Below are 18,566 nucleotides of genomic sequence, written 5' to 3'. Positions count from 1 at the left end.
GGTTATGAGGATCCGGCGCTCCGCATCGCGTGTGGTGTGCGCATGTTCCTGCACGCGGCGCGCGCGTATCCGCTGCTGGCGCGCTTCATTTGCGCGGCCGGCCTGCATTCCGCGGGGCCGAGCAGCCGGGCTCGCTCGCCTGGCCGGCCACCGGTGTCGTGGCGACGCCGTTCTCGGCCGGCAAGACGCGCGGCCTCGTGATCGCTGCGTCCGGGCCCGACCATTCGGTGCGGGCCGCGGCGGCCGGGCGCGTGGTGTACGCCGGATCCGGCGTCAAGGCCTACGGGCCGCTCGTGATCCTGAAGCATGAGAACGGGCTCATCACGGCCTACGGACACAACGGCAAGCTGCTCGTCAACGAAGGCGACGCGGTGCGCCAGGGCCAGCCGGTCGCCGAAATGGGCACCGACGCGAGCGGCCGTTCGACGTTCGAGTTCGAAGTCCGCCAGAACGGCAAGGTCGTCGATCCGATGAACTTCCTGCCGCGCAACGGCGGCTGATCGTCCGCTTCATCCCGTGTGCGCCGGGCGGCGCACACGCTCCCGCCTTCATCCTTTCCTGAGCGTCACCGCACCGGACGGTCTCGCGTGATTGCCGAGCCAGCGAATACCCATTGCGAGCGCCACCGCGCCCAGCGCGATCAGCGAACACTGAATCGCGACCGGCAGGTAGCCGTGCGGCCGCGGATCGACGAACGGGTAGGGGTACCAGTTCTCGAATGAGCCGCGCACGAGCGTATAGCCGAGATAGACGATCGGGAAGGCGAGCCACGCGAACGCGCTGCGCCGCGGGATCGGCAGGCGCGGCTCCACGTACAGCCAGTCGCACAGCACGACGAGCGGCACGATCCGGTGCAGCACCCAGTTGTTGAACGCCGGCGTGACGTGGTGCAGCGCATCGAGCCGCGCGAGCAGGAGTTCGTAGACGATTGCGGTGATCAATACATACAGCACCGCGGCGCCGCGCATCGATTCGTAGCGGGCCGAGCCGGGGCGCGCGATGCGCCAGAGCCCGACGGCGAGCATCGCGGCCGCGTAGAGGCTGCTCAGTTGCGTGAAGTAGCTGAGGTAGTTGCCGAGATGAAAGCCCGGCAGGTGCCAGTAGTCGGCGACGCTGTGCAGCGTGGTGGATACCGCGAGCAACGCGGCGGTCAGCCGATAGGCCGCAACGAAGAACGCCTTGCTCATGATGCCCGCGCGCCGTCGCACCAAAGCTTCATCGTGCCACAGCCGTTCTGGCGCGCGATGCGGACTTTCCATATGAAGCCCCGCTCGGCGCGGGTGGGCAATTCGTCGGATATTTGCGCGCGTCGTGCAAAACCGGACGCCCGTGCGGCTACAATCGGGGCAGTTTTGCCGGGCGCCGGCCGGTGGCTGCATGCGCTCCTCCCCGCATACAACACGAGACGAAGCATGAGAAACATCCTCGCGAAACAGACGCGCTACAGCTCGCCCGCGATCTTCTTCCACTGGGCCGTCTTCCTGCTGGTGGCGCTGGCCTACCTGGCCATCGAGATCCGCGGGCCGAAAGGCAGCGACAGCCGGGTGTTCTGGATGAACGTGCATCTCACCGCGGGCACGCTCGTGCTCGTGCTGTCGGTGCTGCGCGTGCTGTGGCGAGCCGTCAGCCGTGTGCCGCAGGCCATTCCGCAAGCGGCGCTGCTGCGCTGGCTGTCGAAGCTCGCGCATGTCGCGCTCTACGTGTTCATCATCGCGCAGCCGCTGCTCGGCATCATGATGATCAACCTGGGCGGCAAGCCGGTGTCGCTCGACTGGCTCGGCATCTCGTTCACGCTGTTCGGCCCCGACAAGGCGCTGCGGCCGACGATCAAGGAAGCGCACGAGCTGATCGGCAATGCGTTCTACTTCGTGATCGGCCTGCACGCGCTGGCCGCGCTTTACCATCATTTCATCCGGCGCGACGACGTGCTGCGGCGCATGGCGCCCTGAACGCCACGTTCCGCAAGCATGCAGCAGGCGGGGGCGCTTGGTTGTGTTGACAACCATGCGCCCCCGGTTCGTTTACCGCCATCCGCGCTGGCCATCGCGTTGAACATTCTGTAACATCTCGGCTGTTTTTACATTCCGCTTACTCGTTGCCGAGCATGCTGCACCGACATCGTCACCTGACCGCCTGGCTTGGCGTGCTCGCGATCTGGTTCGCGATCGCGGCGCCGCTGGTGTCGCAGTGGCGCGTCGCGCAGGCGGCCACGCCCGACGCAATCGTCTGCAGTACGGAGCATGGCGCGCACCCGTCGCCCGACGCGGGCCGCATGCACGATCATGCGCTGCATCTCGATGCGTGCGGCTACTGCGGTTTCTTCGCGCACAGCCCCGCGATCGGCGCGCCAGCCGCCGCGGCACTCGCTTCCATTCCCGTCGTTTCCGTTTCCGCCGTCGCGTCGCCTGCCGTCGCGGCGCGCGCCGACCGCTATCCGCGCGCATACCCGCGCGCCCCGCCCGAGCGCGCCTGACGCGCTGTTTCCGTTCCATTCATCGCCGATATCCGTGCGGCCCGTCGAGGCCGCGTGGAGGGCGTCACTCGGGCTTTCGATCATGACCATTTTCCAGTTGCGTACGCCGCGGGCGTCACGCAATGCCGGTGCGCGGCGCATGCCGCGCGTGCTGAAACTCACCGTTCCCGCGCTCGCTGTCGGCGCATTGGCCGCGAGCGCCGCGGCCGCCGAAACGGCGCGCGCATCCGGCGCGCCGACCGGCGAGACGGCCGCGCCGCTGCCGGCCATCGAAGTTGTTGCATCGCCGCTGTCGACGCCGCTCGTCGTCGTCACGGATCCGAAGACGCCGCGTCAGCCGCTGCCCGCCAGCGACGGCGCGGATTACCTGAAAACGATCCCCGGTTTCACGTCGATCCGCAGCGGCGGCACCAACGGCGACCTCGTGCTGCGCGGGATGTTCGGCTCGCGGCTGAACATCCTGGCGAACGGGATGTCGACGCTCGGCGCATGTCCGGGCCGGATGGACGCGCCGACGTCGTATATTGCGCCGGAAAGCTATGACAAGGTCACCGTCGTGAAGGGGCCGCAGACCGTGCTGTACGGTCCCGGCGCATCGGCCGGCACCGTGATGTTCGAGCGCGTGACGCCGCGCTTCGACAAGCCCGGCATGCGCTTCGACGGCAGCCTGGTCGGCGGGTCGTTCGGCCGCAACGACCAGAACATCGACGTGACGGCCGGCACGCCGGACGTCTATGGCCGCGTGACCGCGAACCACGCGCATTCGCAGGACTACAAGGACGGCAACGGCAACACCGTGCCGTCGCAGTGGGACAAGTGGAACGCCGATGCGGCGCTCGGCTGGACGCCGGACGACCATACACGCGTCGAGCTGACCGCCGGCACCGGCGACGGCTATGCGCGCTACGCGGGACGCGGAATGGACGGCGCGCATTTCCGCCGCGAGACGTTCGGCCTGTCGTTCGACAAGCAGCATCTCGGCGACGTGCTCGACCGGATCGAAGCGCGCGTGTACTACAACGAAGCCGATCACGTGATGGACAACTATACGTTGCGGCAACCGGACCCGACCAGCAGCATGCCGATGCGGATGGCGTCGGAAGTGCGGCGGCGCACGTTCGGCGCGCGCGCGGCCGCGACGTTCCGTCTTGCCGACGACTTCAAGCTCGTGACGGGCGTCGATGCGCAATCGAACCGGCTCGACTCGCGCTCGGCGATGGGGCGGCAGAACTACGGCGACAAGCCGTGGGATGCGCAGGCGACGATGTGGAACGCAGGCGTGTTCGGCGAGTTGACGTGGTACGCGAGCGACGTGTCGCGCGTGATCGGCGGCGCGCGCATCGACTATGCGAGCGCACGCGACAAGCGCGCGACGACGAGCGGCATGATGAAGCGCATGCCGAACCCGACCTTCGACGACGATCGCTCGCGCGTGCTGCCGAGCGGTTTCGTCCGCTATGAGCGCGATCTCGCGTCGCTGCCCGTCACGTGGTACGCGGGCGTCGGCCATACGGAGCGCTATCCCGACTACTGGGAGCTGTTTTCCGCGAAGCGCGGGCCGGCCGGTTCGATCAACGCGTTCTCGGCGGTGCAGCCGGAGAAGACCACGCAGCTCGACATCGGCGCGCAATACAAGAGCGAACGGCTCGATGCGTGGGTGTCGGCGTATGCGGGTTATGTTCAGGACTTCATCCTGTTCAACTACGCGGCCGGCATGATGGGCCCGACCACGCAGGCAACCAACGTCAACGCGCAGATCATGGGTGGCGAAGCGGGCGTGTCGTGGAAACCGGTTTCGCCGCTGCGCGTCGAGACGTCGCTCGCGTATGCGTGGGGGCGCAACGTCGCAACCGGCGATCCGTTGCCGCAGATGCCGCCGCTCGAGGCGCGCATCGGGCTCGAGTACACGCGGGGTGCGTGGTCGGCAGGGGGGCTGTGGCGCATCGTTGCGCCGCAGCATCGCTATGCCCTGAACGAGGGCAACGTGGTCGGCAAGGACTTCGGCCCGAGCGCCGGGTTCGGTGTGCTCTCGCTGCATACGCAATACAACGTCAGCAAGACCGTGCAGATCTCGGTCGGCGTCGACAACGTGCTGAACAAGGCCTACACCGAGCACCTGAATCTCGCCGGCAACGCGGGCTTCGGCTATCCGGCGAACGCGCCGGTGATGGAGCCGGGCCGGACCGCGTGGGTGCGCGTGAGTGCGAAGCTGTAACGCATCGCGCGTGTGCATTGCAGCATGCGCACGCATGAACGCGGCCCCGCCCGAACGGGCGGGGCGCGTCAACCGATTAGAGAACCGTGTCTAGTCAGGGCGCAAACGTTCGCGACTCGTGATTCACTCCCGCATTCGACGCACACGGTGGTCGCGATGCTGGCGATGCATAGTGCGTGTCGATCCGGCTTCATTCGCACCGGCAGCACAATAATCAGGAGAACATGCATGGCCAATACGATGCGTTCCAGGGTGGTGGCAGGGGCAGTGGCATGCGCGATGAGCATCGCGCCGTTCGCGGGGACGACTGTGGCAATGACGCTCGCGACGACGCACGCGGCGATGGCGGCGACCGCGCCCGCCGATAGCTACGCGGCGACGCGTTATCCGATCATCCTCGTGCACGGGCTCACCGGTACCGACAAGTACGCCGGCGTGCTCGATTATTGGTACGGCATCCAGGCAGACCTGCAGCAGAACGGTGCGACCGTCTACGTCGCGAACCTGTCGGGTTTCCAGAGCGATGACGGCCCGAGCGGGCGCGGCGAACAGTTGCTCGCTTACGTGAAGACGGTGCTTGCGGCGACAGGTGCGACCAAGGTCAATCTCGTCGGCCACAGCCAGGGCGGCCTCTCGTCGCGCTATGTCGCGGCCGTCGCGCCCGATCTCGTCGCGTCGGTGACGACGATCGGCACGCCGCATCGCGGCTCCGAGTTCGCCGACTTCGTGCAGAACGTGCTTGCATACGATCCGACCGGACTTTCGTCATCGGTGATCGCCGCGTTCGTCAATGTGTTCGGGATCCTGACGAGCAGCACCCACAACACGAACCAGGACGCGCTCGCCGCGCTGCAGACGCTGACGACCGCACGCGCTGCCACGTACAACCAGAACTACCCGAGTGCGGGCCTGGGTGCGCCGGGCAGTTGCCAGACCGGCGCGCCGACCGAAACCGTCGGCGGCAACACGCACCTGCTGTACTCGTGGGCCGGCACGGCGATCCAGCCGACACTCTCCGTGTTGGGTGTCACGGGCGCCACGGACACGAGCACCCTTCCAGTCGTCGATCCGGCGAACGCACTCGATCTGTCGACGCTCGCGCTGCTCGGCACGGGCACGGTGATGATCAACCGCGGCTCCGGGCAGAACGACGGGGTCGTGTCGAAGTGCAGTGCGCTGTACGGCAAGGTGCTGAGCACGAGCTACAAATGGAACCATCTCGACGAGATCAACCAGCTGCTCGGCGTGCGCGGCGCGTATGCGGAAGATCCGGTCGCGGTGATCCGCACGCATGCGAACCGTCTGAAGCTGGCGGGCGTGTAATCGATGACGGCACGTGAAGGGCGCGCGCCGCTGGCGCGGCGCGCCGTGGTCTACGGTGTCGTGGGGCTGGCGGCGATTGCCGGTGTGGCGATGTGGAGCGGCGCGGGCTGGCATCGAGGGACTGGCGCCGGCGGCGAGTCGCCGGATGCGGGGGCGGCGGTGGGTAGCGTGGCAGCTTCGCCGCCGCAGGCCGCCGTGCCGGCAAGCGCGGGCCTGCCGCCGGCGCTCGCCGGCTCCAGCGCGCCCCGGTTGCCGCTCGATGCCGGCGGCCATCTCGCGAAGTCGCGCGCGGTGCGCGATTTCTTCGACTACTGCCTGACCGCGCAGAGCGACCTGAGTGCGACCGCGCTCGATGCGTTCGTCGTGCGGGAGATTGCCGCGCAACTCGACGGCACCGTGGCGCAGGCCGAGGCGCTCGACGTATGGCACCGCTATCGCGCGTATCTCGACGCACTCGCGAAGTTGCGCGATGGCGGCGCGGTCGACAAGTCCGACCTCGGCGCGCTGCAGCTCGCGCTCGACCAGCGTGCATCGATTGCATATCGCACGCTCGGTGACTGGAGCCAGCCGTTTTTCGGCGCGGAGCAGTGGCGGCAGCGCTACGACCTCGCGCGGCTGAAGATCACGCAGGATCGGACGCTGACGGATGCGCAGAAGGCCGAACGACTCGCGGCGCTCGAACAGCAGATGCCGGCCGACGAGCGCGCCGCGCAGCAGCGCATCGATAAGCAGCGCGCCGCGATCGACCAGATCGCGCAATTGCAGAAGAGCGGGGCGACGCCCGATGCGATGCGCGCGCAACTGACGCAGACGCTCGGCGCCGAAGCCGCCGCGCGCGTCGCGCAGCTGCAGCAGGACGACGCATCGTGGCAAAGCCGCTATACGGACTATGCGGCGCAGCGTGCGCAGATCGAGTCGGCGGGCCTGTCGCCGCAGGATCGCGACGCGCAGATCGCCGCGCTGCGGCAGCGCGTGTTCACGAAGCCCGGCGAAGCCGTGCGCGCGGCATCGCTCGATCGCGGGGCGGGCAGCGCGCGGTAAGGTGAGAAGCGCGGGCGGCACGGCGCATCAGCGCCGCTATGCCGCGCGCGTGAGGTCCCGCGGCAGGTGTCGCTCGATGGTATTCGCGAGCGTGTCGAACGCGGGGCCGATGCCTTCGTGCGGGACGCACGCATAGCCGAGCAGCAGGCCGCGCCGCGCGGTGTCGAGGCTGCTGTAGTAGCTGGTGAGCGGGCGCACGATCACGCCCGCATCGAACGCGCTCTGCGTGACCGCGCGATCGTCGCAGGCGTCAGGCAGGCCGAGCACGAGATGCAGGCCTGCCTCGTCGCCCATCACGGGCAGCGCGTCGCCGAAGCGCGCGCGGATCGCGTCGATCATCAGTTGCCGGCGCTCGCCGTACAGCGTGCGCATTCGTCTGACGTGCGAAGTCAGGTGGCCGTCCATGATGAATTCGGCGAGCACGGCCTGCTGCATCAGCTGGCCCTCGCGGTACAACTCCGACAGCCCGGTGCGGAACGTGTCGACCAGATGCTCGGGCACGACCATGTAGCCCATCCGCAGCCCCGGGAACAGCATCTTGCCGAGGCTGCCGACGTAGATCACGCGGCCGCCGTCGTCGAGCCCCTGCAGCGACGCGAGCGGGCGGCTGCCGTAGCGGAACTCGCTGTCGTAGTCGTCCTCGATGATCCAGCAGCGGTGCTGGCGCGCGTATTCGAGCAGCATCCGGCGTCGCGCGAGGCTCATCACCATCCCGAGCGGGTACTGATGCGACGGCGTGACGAGCACGAGCCGCGGCGGATGCTGCATGTCGCTGGCGCGCGGGTCTAGCCCTTCCTGGTCGACCGGCACCGGCGTCAGCGTGAGGCCGGCCGCCTGCAATACGCTGCGCACGCCCCAGTAGCACGGCTCCTCGACCCATGCGCGATCGCCGATGTCGGACAGCAGCCGCACCGCGAGATCGATCGACTGGTGGATGCCCGTCGTGATGATCACCTGGTCCGGCGAGCATTTGACCGAGCGCGCGACGCGCAGGTAATCGGCGAGTGCGCGCCGCAACGGCCGGTAGCCGCCGCCCGGCGCATAGGTCAGCAGCTCGGGATTCGCTTCCTTCCACAGCCGCGCCTGCAGGCGGCTCCACGTCCGGCTCGGGAATTCCGACACGTCCGGCACGCCCGGCATGAACGCGCCCCACTGGCGCCGCGACACGCCCGCGTGCTCGATCAGTTGCCGCCCGCGCATCGACAGGCCGCCCTGCGCGTCCGGCAGCGGCGGTTCATCGGCGCTCGACGGCGGCGGCACGGCGCCCGGCACGTGGATCGCGGCGGCGTCCGGCCGCGTGTCGGCCACGTAGGTGCCGCTGCCGGTGGTCGTCAGCACGTAGCCTTCGGCCGTCAGCTGGTCGTACACGTGCAGCACGGTATTGCGCGCGATCGACAGGTCGGCCGCGAGCGTGCGCGAACTCGGCAGCTTCGTTCCTGGCCCCAATTCCCCGGTCAGGATGGCCTGCTGCATCTGCTGCAGCAACTGCCGGTACATCGGCTCGGGCGAGCTGCGGTCGAGGCGGGCGGAGAGCCAGTCGGCGAGGATCACGGTATCCAAAGTGGTCCTACTAGTAATATTGAAATGGTTCCCTATTGTAGAACCGTGGGCGCCGTATAGTGGCTCGCATCTCAAAATCAATTGTCGCGAAGCAAGGGGACAGCCACGATGAAGTCCGATGATGTGATCGTCAGCTTTCGCGGCGTGCGGAAGACCTACGACGGCGAAACGCTGGTCGTCAAATCGCTCGACCTCGATATCCACCGCGGGGAATTCCTGACGCTGCTCGGGCCGTCCGGCTCGGGCAAGACCACCTGCCTGATGATGCTGGCCGGCTTCGAATTCCCGACCGGCGGCGAGATCCGCCTCGACGGCGAGCTGCTGAACAACGTGCCGCCGCACAAGCGCAACATCGGCATGGTGTTCCAGAACTACGCGCTGTTTCCGCACCTGACGGTCGAGCAGAACGTCGCGTATCCGCTGACCGTGCGCAAGCTGCCGGCGGCCGAGCGCGCGGAACGCGTCGCGCACGCGCTGAAGATGGTGCAGATGGAGCGCTTCGCGAAGCGCTACCCGGCGCAGTTGTCGGGCGGCCAGCAGCAGCGCATCGCGCTGGCGCGCGCGCTCGTGTTCGAGCCGAAGCTGGTGCTGATGGACGAGCCGCTCGGCGCGCTCGACAAGCAGCTGCGCGAACACATGCAGTACGAACTGAAGGCGCTGCATGAAAAACTCGGTGTGACCTTCGTGTACGTGACGCACGACCAGGGCGAGGCGCTGACGATGTCCGATCGCGTCGCCGTGTTCGACAAGGGCATCGTGCAGCAGCTCGACACCGTGGACCGCCTGTACGAATCGCCATGCAACGAATTCGTCGCGAACTTCATCGGCGACAGCAACCGGCTGCGCGGCACCATCGCGCGCGTCGACGGCGAATTCTGCGAATTCCGGCTCGACGACGGCACGAAGCTCGTCGGCCGTCACATCGGCGATGCGACCGAGGGTGCGCCGGCCGTCGCGTGCATCCGCCCCGAACGCATGAGCCTCGCCGCGCACGGCGCGAACGGGCACGCGAACGGCGCGGCCGCCAACCAGTTGAGCGGCGAGGCGCGCAGCCTCATCTATTTCGGCGACCACGTGCGCATGCGCTGCGCGCTGCCCGGCCAGGACGAATGCTTCGTGAAGGTGCCGCTCGGCACCGGCGCGCTCGATGCGTTCTCGCCCGGCGCACCGGTCGCGCTCGCGTTCTCGCCCGAACACCTGCGCGTGTTCGCTTGAGCAGGGTTTCCCCCGATTTTCCGTAGCACGTCGTCAACAACAACTGCCCACTTCCACCACGAGAGGAGAGGAACCACCATGAACCGAGCACGCATTACCGCACGGCGCACCGCGCTGGCATTGGCGCTCGCCGTCGTCGGCGCATCGGCATCGGCTGCCGAACTCACGGTCGTCAACTTCGGCGGCGCGAACGGCGACGCACAGAAGGCCGCGTTCAACCAGCCGTTCGAGAAGGCGACCGGCAACAAGGTCACGGCCGTCGAATACAACGGCGAGCAGGCGAAAGTGAAGGCGATGGTCGAGGCGAAGCACGTCAACTGGGACGTGGTCGAAGTCGAATCGGGCGACCTGAACCGCGGCTGCGACGAAGGGCTGTACGAGAAGCTCGACTGGTCGAAGATCGCGAAGAAATCCGACCTGATTCCGGAAGCGCCGCAGGTGTGTGGCGTCGGCTTCTTCGTGTGGTCGACGGCGCTGTCGTACAACGCGGACAAGCTGAAATCGGCGCCTACCGGCTGGGCCGATTTCTGGAACGTGAAGAAATTCCCCGGCAAGCGCGGCATGCGCAAGGGCGCGCGCTACAACCTCGAATTCGCGCTGATGGCCGACGGCGTCGCGCCGAAGGACGTGTACAAGGTGCTCGGCACGAAGGCCGGCCAGGACCGCGCGTTCAAGAAGCTCGACGAGCTGAAGCCGAACATCCAGTGGTGGGAAGCGGGCGCGCAGCCGCCGCAGTTCCTCGTCGCCGGCGACGTCGTGATGTCGACCGCGTACAACGGCCGCATCGACGCCGCGCAGAAGGAAGGCAAGAACCTGAAGGTCGTGTGGAACGGCAGCATCTACGACCTCGACTACTGGGCGATTCCGAAGGGCTCGCCGAACAAGGCGCTGGCCGAGCAGTACATCGCGTACACGCTGACGCCGAAGCCGCAGCAGGGCTATGCGCAGCACATCGCGTACGGCCCGACGAACATCGCGGCGATCAAGTCGCTCGACGCGAAGACGCTCGCGAACCTGCCGAATTCGCCGGCCAACGGCAAGAATGCGGTGCTGGAAGACATCGGTTTCTGGACCGACCACAGCGACGAGCTCGAGCAGCGTTTCGCCGCGTGGGCGACGAAGTAACCGTCGTTCAGGCATCCTGATGCAACCGGCCGCGCGACGCGTCGATCGTGTCGCGCGGCCTTCCGCCGGATCGTGCCCGGCCGGAGAGAACCGTTGAATACGATGACGATCGCGCCTTCCTCGCCGTCGAACGCCGCGCTCAAGCGCGAGCTGAAGGCCGCCGAGGCCCGCAAGCGCACGATGGCACTGCTGCTGGTCGCGCCGCTCGCGATTTTTCTGCTGCTGATTTTCGTCGTGCCGATCGGCACGCTGCTCACGCGCGCGGTGCAGAACCCCGAGATCGCCGCAGCGCTGCCGAACACGGTCCGGGCGCTGTCGGGCTGGGACCGCAAGGCGCCGCCGGCCGACGCCGCGTATGTCGCACTCGCGGCCGACATGACGAAGGTGGCCGACAGCGAGGCGATGGGGGCGCTCGCGCGGCGGCTGAACACCGAGATTCCCGGCTATCGCTCGCTCGTCGCGAAGACGGCGCGCGCGATGCCGCTGAAGGGCGACAACGACGCGGCACTGACGCCCGCGCAGACGCGCGACAAGCTGGTCGAGCTCGATTCGCGCTGGGGCGATGCCGCCTACTGGCAGGCGATCGCGAAGAACGGCAGCGCGTATTCGCCGTTCTACCTGCTCGCCGCGCTCGACCACAAGCAGGACGGCTTCGGCCACATCGTGCAGGCCGACCCCGACCAGTCGATCTATCTCGCGATCTTCGGCCGCACGTTCGTGATCGGCGTCGCCGTCACGCTGTTCGCGCTGCTGCTCGGCTATCCGCTCGCGTACTGGATCTCGACGCTGTCGGAGCGGCGGGCCAACCTCGTGATGATCCTCGTGCTGATTCCGTTCTGGACGTCGGTGCTCGTGCGCGTCGCCGCATGGATCGTGCTGCTGCAGAGCGAAGGGCTCATCAATACGGCGCTGATCGGCAGCGGGCTGATCTCGCATCCGCTGACGCTGCTGTTCAACCGCGTCGGCGTGTACATCTCGATGACGCACATCCTGCTGCCGTTCATGATCCTGCCGCTGTACAGCGTGATGAAATCGATCCCGCCGACCTACCAGCGCGCGGCCGTGTCGCTCGGCAGCCATCCGTTCGCCGCGTTCTGGCGCGTGTACGTGCCGCAGACCTACCCGGGCGTCGGCGCGGGCGCCTTGCTCGTGTTCATTCTCGCGATCGGCTACTACATCACGCCCGCGCTGCTCGGCGGGCCGAACGACCAGATGGTCAGCTACTACGTCGCGTATTTCACGAACGTGACGATCAACTGGGGCATGGCGTGCGCGCTCGGCGGGCTGCTGCTCGCGGCGACGCTCGTGCTGTACGCGGTGTACGGGCGCTTCACGCGCACCAACGTGAGCCTCGGCTGAGCGCCGCGTGCAACGAAACGGGAAGGGGAATCCGACCATGAAACTCGCCAGGCCGCTGTTCGCGCCGCACATGTCGTTCGTCGAGCGCGCGTGGTACGTCGCATTGCGTGTGCTCGTCGTGCTGACGCTGCTGTACCTGATCCTGCCGGTGCTTGCGATCGTGCCGCTGTCGTTTTCGTCGAGCACGTTCCTCGTCTATCCGATCCCGGGTTTCTCGACGCGCTGGTACGAGAACCTGATCGCATCGGACGAATGGCGGATGGCCGCGAAGAACAGCTTCATCGTCGCACCGTCGGCAACCGTCGTCGCGACCGTGCTCGGCACGCTTGCCGCGATCGGTCTCACGAAGGCCGACTTCCGCGGCAAGGGGCTGCTGATGGCCGTGCTGCTGTCGCCGATGATCGTGCCGGTCGTCGTGGTCGGTGTCGGCATGTACCTGTTCTTCGCGCCGCTCGGGCTCGCGAACACCTATACGGGGCTGATCGCCGCGCACGCGGCGCTCGGCGTGCCGTTCGTCGTGACGACGGTGGCGGCAACCCTGCAGGGCTTCAACCAGAACCTCGTGCGCGCGAGCCTGTCGCTCGGCGCGAATCCGGTGTCGACGTTCTTCCGCGTGACGCTGCCGGTGATCGCACCGGGTGTGATGTCCGGCGCGCTGTTCGCGTTCGCGACGTCGTTCGACGAAGTCGTCGTCACGCTGTTCCTCGCGGGCGCGGACCAGACGACGCTGCCGCGCCAGATGTTCACCGGTATCCGCGAGAACATCAGCCCGACGATCGCTGCGCTCGCAACGATCCTGATCATCTTCTCGACGAGCCTGCTGCTGGCGCTCGAATGGCTGCGCGGTCGCAATGCGCGGCGCGCGGTGACCTGACGCGGCGCGCCTGCCGTGCCTGCGTTGCCGCGCGTCCTGCGCGGCCACGCATTTGCTTTCATTTCGCTGACTGACGAGGCGGCCGCCTGCACGTTCGATACGGCTCTGCAACAATACGGGGCGCGGCGGCGCGCGTTCCGTGCGGTGGGTCCGGAACGCCGCCGCGAGTCCAATCCGCGACGCGGCGCAACGCGTCGCTTGTCAGCCGAGCCTCATCTTGTCCGAATTCGCTTCCCCCGCCGGCGCGCATGAGCCGGCCGTCAACTGGCGTGCGATGTCCGCCGTGCTGCTGGCCGTCGCGCTCGCGACGCTCGACACCGCGATCGCGAACACCGCGCTGCCCGCGATCGCCGCCGACCTGCATGCATCGCCGGCCGCGTCCGTCTGGATCATCAACGCGTACCAGCTCGCGATGGTCGCGACGCTGCTGCCGTTCGCGTCGCTCGGCGACATCGTCGGCCACAAGCGCGTGTATGTCGCCGGGCTCGCGGTGTTCACGGTTGCGTCGCTCGGCTGCTCGCTCGCGTCGACGCTGCCGATGCTGACGGCCGCGCGGATCGTGCAGGGCTTCGGCGCGAGCGCGATCATGAGCGTGAACGTCGCGCTGATCCGCGGGCTGTTTCCCGCGCATCGGCTCGGGCGCGGCGTCGGCTTCAACGCGCTCGTGGTCGGCGTGTCGTTCGCGGTGGGGCCGACCATCGCGTCGCTGATCCTGTCGGTCGCCGCATGGCCGTGGCTGTTCGCGGTGAACGTGCCGCTCGGCGTGTTCGCGCTTGCCGTGGCGATTCCGTCGCTGCCGCAGACGGCGCGCGGCAAGCATGCGTTCGATCCGGTCGCGGCGTTGTTCAACGTGATCACGTTCGCGTCGCTGATCTTCGCGCTCGGCGAATTCGCGCAGCGCGGGCCACTTTCCATCGTGTTCGCGGCGGCGGCGGTCGCGCTCACCTTCGGCTGGCTGCTGATCCGTCGTCAGGCCGGGCACCCGGCGCCGATGCTGCCGGTCGACCTGTTTCGCCGGCCGGTGTTCACGCTGTCCGCGCTGACCGCGGTGTGCGCGTTTGCCGCGCAGGGGCTCGCGTTCGTGTCGCTGCCGTTCTATTTCGAAACCGTCCTGCATCGCAATGCGGTCGAGACGGGCTTCCTGATGACGCCGTGGTCGGTCATCGTCGCGCTCGCCGCGCCCATCGCGGGGCGCTTGTCGGATCGCTATCCGCCCGGCCTGCTCGGCGCGATCGGTCTGGCGTTGCTGAGCGCGGGCATGGTGTCGCTCGCCGCGTTGCCGGCGGCGCCCGGCGTCGTCGACATCGGCTGGCGGATGATGCTGTGCGGCGCCGGCTTCGGTTTCTTCCAGTCGCCGAACCTGAAGGCGCTGATGTCGAGCGCACCGCCCGAGCGCAGCGGCGGCGCGAGCGGGATCATCGCGACCGCGCGGCTGATCGGGCAGGCGACGGGCGCGGCGCTCGTCGCGCTGTCGTTCGGGATCGCGGGACGCCACGGGCCGACGCTCGCGCTGATGCTCGGCGCGGGCTTCGCCGGGGCCGCGAGCGTCGCGAGCGGATTGCGGCTCTTTGCGCCGTCGCATCGGGCCGGCGTGCCTGCCGCGTCGGAGCGCGTGGGCGAGCAGGCGACGGAGTAGGGTGGCGCGCGGTTGCGGCGCAAGCCGATGGCCGAACGACCATCGCGGGAAATTTTCGAGCCGGCGCGCAACGAACCCCCGCCACGCGCCGGCCTTCACGCTTCGCTTAGAACCCGCCCGACTTGATCAGCTGGTTGAGGTTCGCGATGTTCAGGCTGCCGAAGCCGGTCGTGTAATCCCAGCCGGTGCCTGCGTTATAGCCATACCCCTGATAGCCGTTGTTTCCCGACACCACGTCGTAGCGCACGAGCGACGGGTTCGACGGAATGTCGGCGTAGAACTTGCCGGCCGGGAAGCCGAGGCCCGTGCCGTTCGCTGCGAGCAGGCGCGCCCAGAGGCCGGTGAAGATCGGCGCGGCGAGGCTCGTGCCGCCGATCTGCTGCAACTGGCCGTAGTTGTAGATGTACGCACCCGTGCTTTGCGCGGCGTCGAACGAGACGTCCGGCAACTGGCGGTTGCTGCCCGATTGCCACGACGGCGCGGGCAGGATCGTGCTGACGCCGCCGCCCGTCGCCCACAGCTTGCCGTTGCCGTCGAGCCCTTCGTTCCACACCGTCTCGCTCGAGAACGCCCCCGACGACGTCGTGTAGAGCGTCGTGCCGCCGATCGCGAGCACGTGCGGCGACGAAGCCGGCCACGATACCGTGTAGTTCGAGCCGTCCGGATAGCCGCGGTTGTTGCACTCGTACACGCCTTCGTCGCCCGACGAAACGGAGAACGTCTGGCCTTGCGCCGCGGCGGTCGTGAAGATCTGTTCCTCGGCGTCGAGCGTGCCGTCCGCGTTCGCATCGGTTTCGCACCAGCCGAGCGATACGTTGATCACCTTCGCGGTGTTGTCCGACACCGCGCGGTTGAACGCCTGCGTGAGGCCCGTGTTGCCGCTCGCATTGAGGTCGGCCATGTAGAACACGAGCTTGCCGACCTGGCCGCCGGCCGAGCCGACGATCGACTGGCTGTCGAGATCCCACTCGCCCTGGCCGTCCTGGTCGTCGGTGTAGCTGCCGCCCGAGCCGTTGGTCTTGATGGTCTGCGTCGACACCGTGCCGTAACCGTTGCTCGACGTGAACTGCTTCAGGTCCTGCAGCGTCTGCGACACGCCGCCGATCGTGATGATGCCGACGGTGACGCCGGCTGCGGTCGGCACGCCGGTTGCGTTGTAGAGGCCCGGGAATTCCTTCGGATAGTGCCCGGTCGCCGTGCCGGCCGCGAGCGCCTGCGGCTTCGACACGTTGCCGATGCGCAGCAGCGGCCGCGCGTGGGCGACGCTCTGCAGCCCGAGCACCGAGCCGACGACGTCGCCGAGCGCGCGCGGCACCTGCGCAGTCGACGTGTTCGCGAAGCCCGAGTGACCCGCGTAGTCGAAGTGCACGAGCGACGTGTTGAATGCGGTCTTCACGGTGGCGGCCGTGCCGCTGGCGGAGACCAGCAGGCGGTTCGGCGCAACCTCGACGTTCACGAAGCCGCTCTTGTGCAGATAGTCGACGACCGACTTCACCTGCGCTTCGGTCGGCGCGTAGTTGGCGAGGAACTGCTCGTGCGTGAGGTACTGGCGGTAATGCGCGCTGCCCGGCCGGTTCACGTCGCGCGCCAGTTGCTTGAGCTGAGCGGCGTTGCGCAGTTTCAGGCTGACGACGACGTTGGTCGTTTCACCGCCTGCCAGTTCGAGCGACGGCGCCGCGCTGCGCGCCATCAACTGCGGGCCGGTCAGAAAGGCCTTCGTATGCGTATCGACCCAATCCGTCGTCGCATGCGCCGCGGCGGCGGCGAACACGAACGGTGCCACGCACGCGAGGCGGCGGGGCGACGGAAGGGGAAGGGCAAACCAGGTGTTCCTTTTCATCGGGAGTCCTTTTTTAGGAGAGGCGACGTTACTGGAACCCCCGGCCCTTGTGGGGCCGCGAGCGGTGACGAGCGTAGGGCGTCGCTGTCGTTCGGGTAGCTGCCATTTTCCATAGCTGTCAGTTCTGACATCGGCACGGGTGCACGCATGTGCTGCGTCATGCGCGTAAGCGATTTGCGGCAGCGGCGAGCGGAACCGGTTCGCGATACGGCCGCGCAGCCATGCGCGACGCTCGCACGCACGAGTCGCTCGTCGCGACGCCGGAACGTGCGCGATCGCGGAGCGGATCTCCGCGTGAACGCATCGCGCGCGACCAGTCGGTGTCGCGTGCCGCGTCGCACTATGTGGTCAAACGCAGCGACACGGCAGGAACGGATTCGCGCGTGCACAAAAATGGGGTCGCTCGACCGCAAACGTTTCCCGAACTGTGGAACGGTGCTTCCGGCAGTCTTGCAGGCGACTTTCGGATCGCATGCGGCAATTGCGGATTAGAGGAAAGGCTCGAATTCGGGGGCGTCCACACACCGGCGCGGCGGACAGCCGGCCCGCGCAAGATCGCGCGGGCGTCGTTCGCGAAATTCCGCCTTGACGTGCGTCGATCAGCGGATATGCTTCAATCCATAACCATCGGGTTATGGATTTGGACATGCAGAACGCACACGACATGCTTTTCAGGACACTTGCCGATCCCACGCGCCGCGCGCTCTTCGAGCGGCTGTGCGCCGACGGCGAGCTGACGGTTGCCGCGCTGACGGCCCATGCGGGCGTCTCGCAGCCCGCCGTCTCGAAGCATCTGGGCGTCCTGAAGCAGGCCGGGCTCGTGAGCGACCGCCACGAAGGCCGGCAGACGCACTACAGCGCGCAGCCTCAAGCGCTGGCCCCGTTGATCGACTGGACGAGCCAGATGGCCGGCTTCTGGCAGACCCGGTTCGATGCCCTCGAAGATCTTCTGAAAAGGATGGATCAGTAATGAACCAGGCCACCACCGAAACGCGCTCCGTCGTCGTCGACCGGGAGCTGCCTCATCCGCCGGAGAAGATCTGGCGCGCGCTCACGCAACCGCACCTGATCGAGGCGTGGCTGATGAAGAGCGACTTCGAGCCCGTCGCGGGCCGTGCCTTCAGCTTCCGTGCGGACTGGGGCTCGGTCGACTGCACGGTCCTGACGATCGAGCCGCCGCATGCGTTGTCCTATACGTGGGCCGCGTACGGCCTCGAAAGCGTCGTCACGTGGACGCTCACGCCGACGCCGCGCGGCACGCACCTGCGGATGGAGCAGGTCGGCTTCCGTCCCGACCAGGAGCAGGCGTACCGCGGCGCGCAGCACGGCTGGGTCCGCTTCTTCGACTCGCTCGAACAGGTGCTGGCACGCCCCGACGAAGGCACGGAGGCCCGCGCATGAGCCCAACCGACCTCACGCCGTCGGAGCGTATCGACGCGCTGATCGCCGGCATCGCCGACTGGCGCGGCAAGACCTTCGCCGACCTGCGCCAGACGATCCTCGACGCGCAGGCGGGCATCGTCGAGGAATGGAAATGGATGGGCAGCCCCGTATGGTCGTGCGACGGGATGATTGCGGTGGCGAACGCGCACAAGGGCAAGGTGAAGCTGACCTTCATGCACGGCGCGCAGTTGCCCGATCCCGACAAGCTCTTTAACGACGGCCTCGACGGCAATGCGCGGCGCGCGATCGATTTCTTCGAAGGCGACAAGCTCGACAAGCGAGCGCTGAAGAATCTGGTGCGCGCGGCGATCGACTACAACCGCACGCATCTGAAGAAGAACACCCGGCGAGTGGGCGCAGGCACGAAGGCGCGGGCCGACAAGGCGGCATGACGCGCCGCACGACCGGTCACGCGGCGTAGCGCAGGCAAAAAAAAGCCCGACACGAGGTCGGGCATCCAAA

16 protein-coding genes and 1 pseudogene are annotated in these 18,566 nt (G+C 67.7%); 14 read left to right on the top strand and 3 right to left on the bottom strand.

The window, feature by feature from the left end:
* Positions 1-122: 122 nt before the first annotated feature.
* Positions 123-500 (top strand): annotated as a pseudogene (locus tag G3N98_RS03625) (peptidoglycan DD-metalloendopeptidase family protein); the annotation flags it as partial.
* A gap of 48 nt (positions 501-548) precedes the next feature.
* Here G3N98_RS03625 and G3N98_RS03620 read toward each other — a convergent pair.
* A complete protein-coding gene (locus G3N98_RS03620; RefSeq protein ID WP_206147242.1) occupies positions 549-1,187 on the bottom strand; it encodes a Pr6Pr family membrane protein in 639 nt (212 codons plus the stop codon).
* 225 nt (positions 1,188-1,412) lie between these two features.
* Here G3N98_RS03620 and G3N98_RS03615 point away from each other — a divergent pair, with 225 nt between their 5' ends.
* The 5 genes from G3N98_RS03615 (at position 1,413) to G3N98_RS03595 (ending at position 7,052) form a co-directional block, all read left to right on the top strand.
* Positions 1,413-1,949, top strand: coding sequence for a cytochrome b (locus G3N98_RS03615; protein WP_046549930.1), 537 nt, complete (start codon positions 1,413-1,415; stop codon positions 1,947-1,949).
* Between the two features lie 155 nt (positions 1,950-2,104).
* The gene (locus G3N98_RS03610; RefSeq protein WP_175237047.1) at positions 2,105-2,473 is read left to right on the top strand and encodes a DUF2946 domain-containing protein; all 369 of its coding nucleotides are present in this window, start codon (positions 2,105-2,107) and stop codon (positions 2,471-2,473) included.
* A gap of 82 nt (positions 2,474-2,555) precedes the next feature.
* Positions 2,556-4,688 (top strand): TonB-dependent copper receptor, encoded by a 2,133-nt coding sequence (locus tag G3N98_RS03605; protein ID WP_206147241.1) that lies wholly within the window; start codon positions 2,556-2,558, stop codon positions 4,686-4,688.
* A 228-nt stretch (positions 4,689-4,916) separates the two neighbouring features.
* Complete coding sequence (locus G3N98_RS03600; protein ID WP_206147240.1) at positions 4,917-6,011, top strand: triacylglycerol lipase; 1,095 nt, start codon at positions 4,917-4,919, stop codon at positions 6,009-6,011.
* A gap of 3 nt (positions 6,012-6,014) precedes the next feature.
* Complete coding sequence (locus G3N98_RS03595; RefSeq protein ID WP_206147239.1) at positions 6,015-7,052, top strand: lipase secretion chaperone; 1,038 nt, start codon at positions 6,015-6,017, stop codon at positions 7,050-7,052.
* Positions 7,053-7,088: 36 nt separating this feature from the next.
* Here G3N98_RS03595 and G3N98_RS03590 read toward each other — a convergent pair whose 3' ends face one another.
* Positions 7,089-8,612, bottom strand: coding sequence for a PLP-dependent aminotransferase family protein (locus tag G3N98_RS03590; RefSeq protein WP_206147238.1), 1,524 nt, complete (start codon positions 8,610-8,612; stop codon positions 7,089-7,091).
* A 108-nt stretch (positions 8,613-8,720) separates the two neighbouring features.
* On the opposite strand from G3N98_RS03590, the gene G3N98_RS03585 reads away from it, so the two are divergent.
* From G3N98_RS03585 to G3N98_RS03565, 5 genes are all read left to right on the top strand, one after another.
* A complete protein-coding gene (locus G3N98_RS03585) occupies positions 8,721-9,827 on the top strand; it encodes an ABC transporter ATP-binding protein (RefSeq protein WP_206147237.1) in 1,107 nt (368 codons plus the stop codon).
* Positions 9,828-9,905: 78 nt separating this feature from the next.
* Positions 9,906-10,952 carry an ABC transporter substrate-binding protein gene (locus G3N98_RS03580; protein ID WP_089427970.1) on the top strand — a complete coding sequence of 349 codons (1,047 nt, stop codon included), beginning with the start codon at positions 9,906-9,908 and terminating at the stop codon, positions 10,950-10,952.
* A gap of 102 nt (positions 10,953-11,054) precedes the next feature.
* On the top strand, positions 11,055-12,311 hold the full coding sequence (locus G3N98_RS03575; RefSeq protein WP_206147245.1) for an ABC transporter permease: 1,257 nt from the start codon (positions 11,055-11,057) through the stop codon (positions 12,309-12,311).
* 37 nt (positions 12,312-12,348) lie between these two features.
* Positions 12,349-13,185, top strand: coding sequence for an ABC transporter permease (locus G3N98_RS03570; RefSeq protein WP_011355761.1), 837 nt, complete (start codon positions 12,349-12,351; stop codon positions 13,183-13,185).
* A gap of 217 nt (positions 13,186-13,402) precedes the next feature.
* A complete protein-coding gene (locus tag G3N98_RS03565; protein ID WP_089474461.1) occupies positions 13,403-14,821 on the top strand; it encodes an MFS transporter in 1,419 nt (472 codons plus the stop codon).
* 106 nt (positions 14,822-14,927) lie between these two features.
* Here the strand turns inward: G3N98_RS03565 and G3N98_RS03560 are convergent, their stop codons facing one another.
* The gene (locus G3N98_RS03560) at positions 14,928-16,661 is read right to left on the bottom strand and encodes a S53 family peptidase (RefSeq protein ID WP_206147236.1); all 1,734 of its coding nucleotides are present in this window, start codon (positions 16,659-16,661) and stop codon (positions 14,928-14,930) included.
* 646 nt (positions 16,662-17,307) lie between these two features.
* Between G3N98_RS03560 and G3N98_RS03555 the strand changes: the two genes are divergently transcribed.
* Genes G3N98_RS03555 through G3N98_RS03545 form a run of 3 tightly spaced genes read left to right on the top strand, consistent with a single transcriptional unit; the run spans position 17,308 to position 18,496 of the window.
* Complete coding sequence (locus G3N98_RS03555) at positions 17,308-17,631, top strand: metalloregulator ArsR/SmtB family transcription factor (protein WP_069252885.1); 324 nt, start codon at positions 17,308-17,310, stop codon at positions 17,629-17,631.
* Positions 17,631-18,062, top strand: a complete 432-nt coding sequence (locus G3N98_RS03550) for an SRPBCC domain-containing protein (protein WP_089427966.1) — start codon at positions 17,631-17,633, stop codon at positions 18,060-18,062. Before G3N98_RS03555 ends, G3N98_RS03550 begins: the two co-directional genes overlap by 1 nt.
* Positions 18,059-18,496 (top strand): DUF1801 domain-containing protein, encoded by a 438-nt coding sequence (locus G3N98_RS03545; RefSeq protein WP_206147235.1) that lies wholly within the window; start codon positions 18,059-18,061, stop codon positions 18,494-18,496. Before G3N98_RS03550 ends, G3N98_RS03545 begins: the two co-directional genes overlap by 4 nt.
* Positions 18,497-18,566 lie beyond the last annotated feature (70 nt).

This window comes from Burkholderia sp. Tr-20390 (genome assembly GCF_017104595.1).
Lineage (GTDB): Bacteria > Pseudomonadota > Gammaproteobacteria > Burkholderiales > Burkholderiaceae > Burkholderia.
The sequence above is the reverse complement of the archived record's forward strand: the minus strand, read 5'-3'. Positions and strand labels throughout refer to the sequence as shown.

Coding starts and splice junctions, on each gene's coding strand:
- G3N98_RS03620 (WP_206147242.1), bottom strand. CDS start 1,187: ATGAGCAAGGCGTTCTTCGTTGCGGCCTATCGGCTGACCGCCGCGTTG.
- G3N98_RS03615 (WP_046549930.1), top strand. CDS start 1,413: ATGAGAAACATCCTCGCGAAACAGACGCGCTACAGCTCGCCCGCGATC.
- G3N98_RS03610 (WP_175237047.1), top strand. CDS start 2,105: ATGCTGCACCGACATCGTCACCTGACCGCCTGGCTTGGCGTGCTCGCG.
- G3N98_RS03605 (WP_206147241.1), top strand. CDS start 2,556: ATGACCATTTTCCAGTTGCGTACGCCGCGGGCGTCACGCAATGCCGGT.
- G3N98_RS03600 (WP_206147240.1), top strand. CDS start 4,917: ATGGCCAATACGATGCGTTCCAGGGTGGTGGCAGGGGCAGTGGCATGC.
- G3N98_RS03595 (WP_206147239.1), top strand. CDS start 6,015: ATGACGGCACGTGAAGGGCGCGCGCCGCTGGCGCGGCGCGCCGTGGTC.
- G3N98_RS03585 (WP_206147237.1), top strand. CDS start 8,721: ATGAAGTCCGATGATGTGATCGTCAGCTTTCGCGGCGTGCGGAAGACC.
- G3N98_RS03580 (WP_089427970.1), top strand. CDS start 9,906: ATGAACCGAGCACGCATTACCGCACGGCGCACCGCGCTGGCATTGGCG.
- G3N98_RS03575 (WP_206147245.1), top strand. CDS start 11,055: ATGACGATCGCGCCTTCCTCGCCGTCGAACGCCGCGCTCAAGCGCGAG.
- G3N98_RS03570 (WP_011355761.1), top strand. CDS start 12,349: ATGAAACTCGCCAGGCCGCTGTTCGCGCCGCACATGTCGTTCGTCGAG.
- G3N98_RS03560 (WP_206147236.1), bottom strand. CDS start 16,661: ATGAAAAGGAACACCTGGTTTGCCCTTCCCCTTCCGTCGCCCCGCCGC.
- G3N98_RS03555 (WP_069252885.1), top strand. CDS start 17,308: ATGCAGAACGCACACGACATGCTTTTCAGGACACTTGCCGATCCCACG.
- G3N98_RS03550 (WP_089427966.1), top strand. CDS start 17,631: ATGAACCAGGCCACCACCGAAACGCGCTCCGTCGTCGTCGACCGGGAG.
- G3N98_RS03545 (WP_206147235.1), top strand. CDS start 18,059: ATGAGCCCAACCGACCTCACGCCGTCGGAGCGTATCGACGCGCTGATC.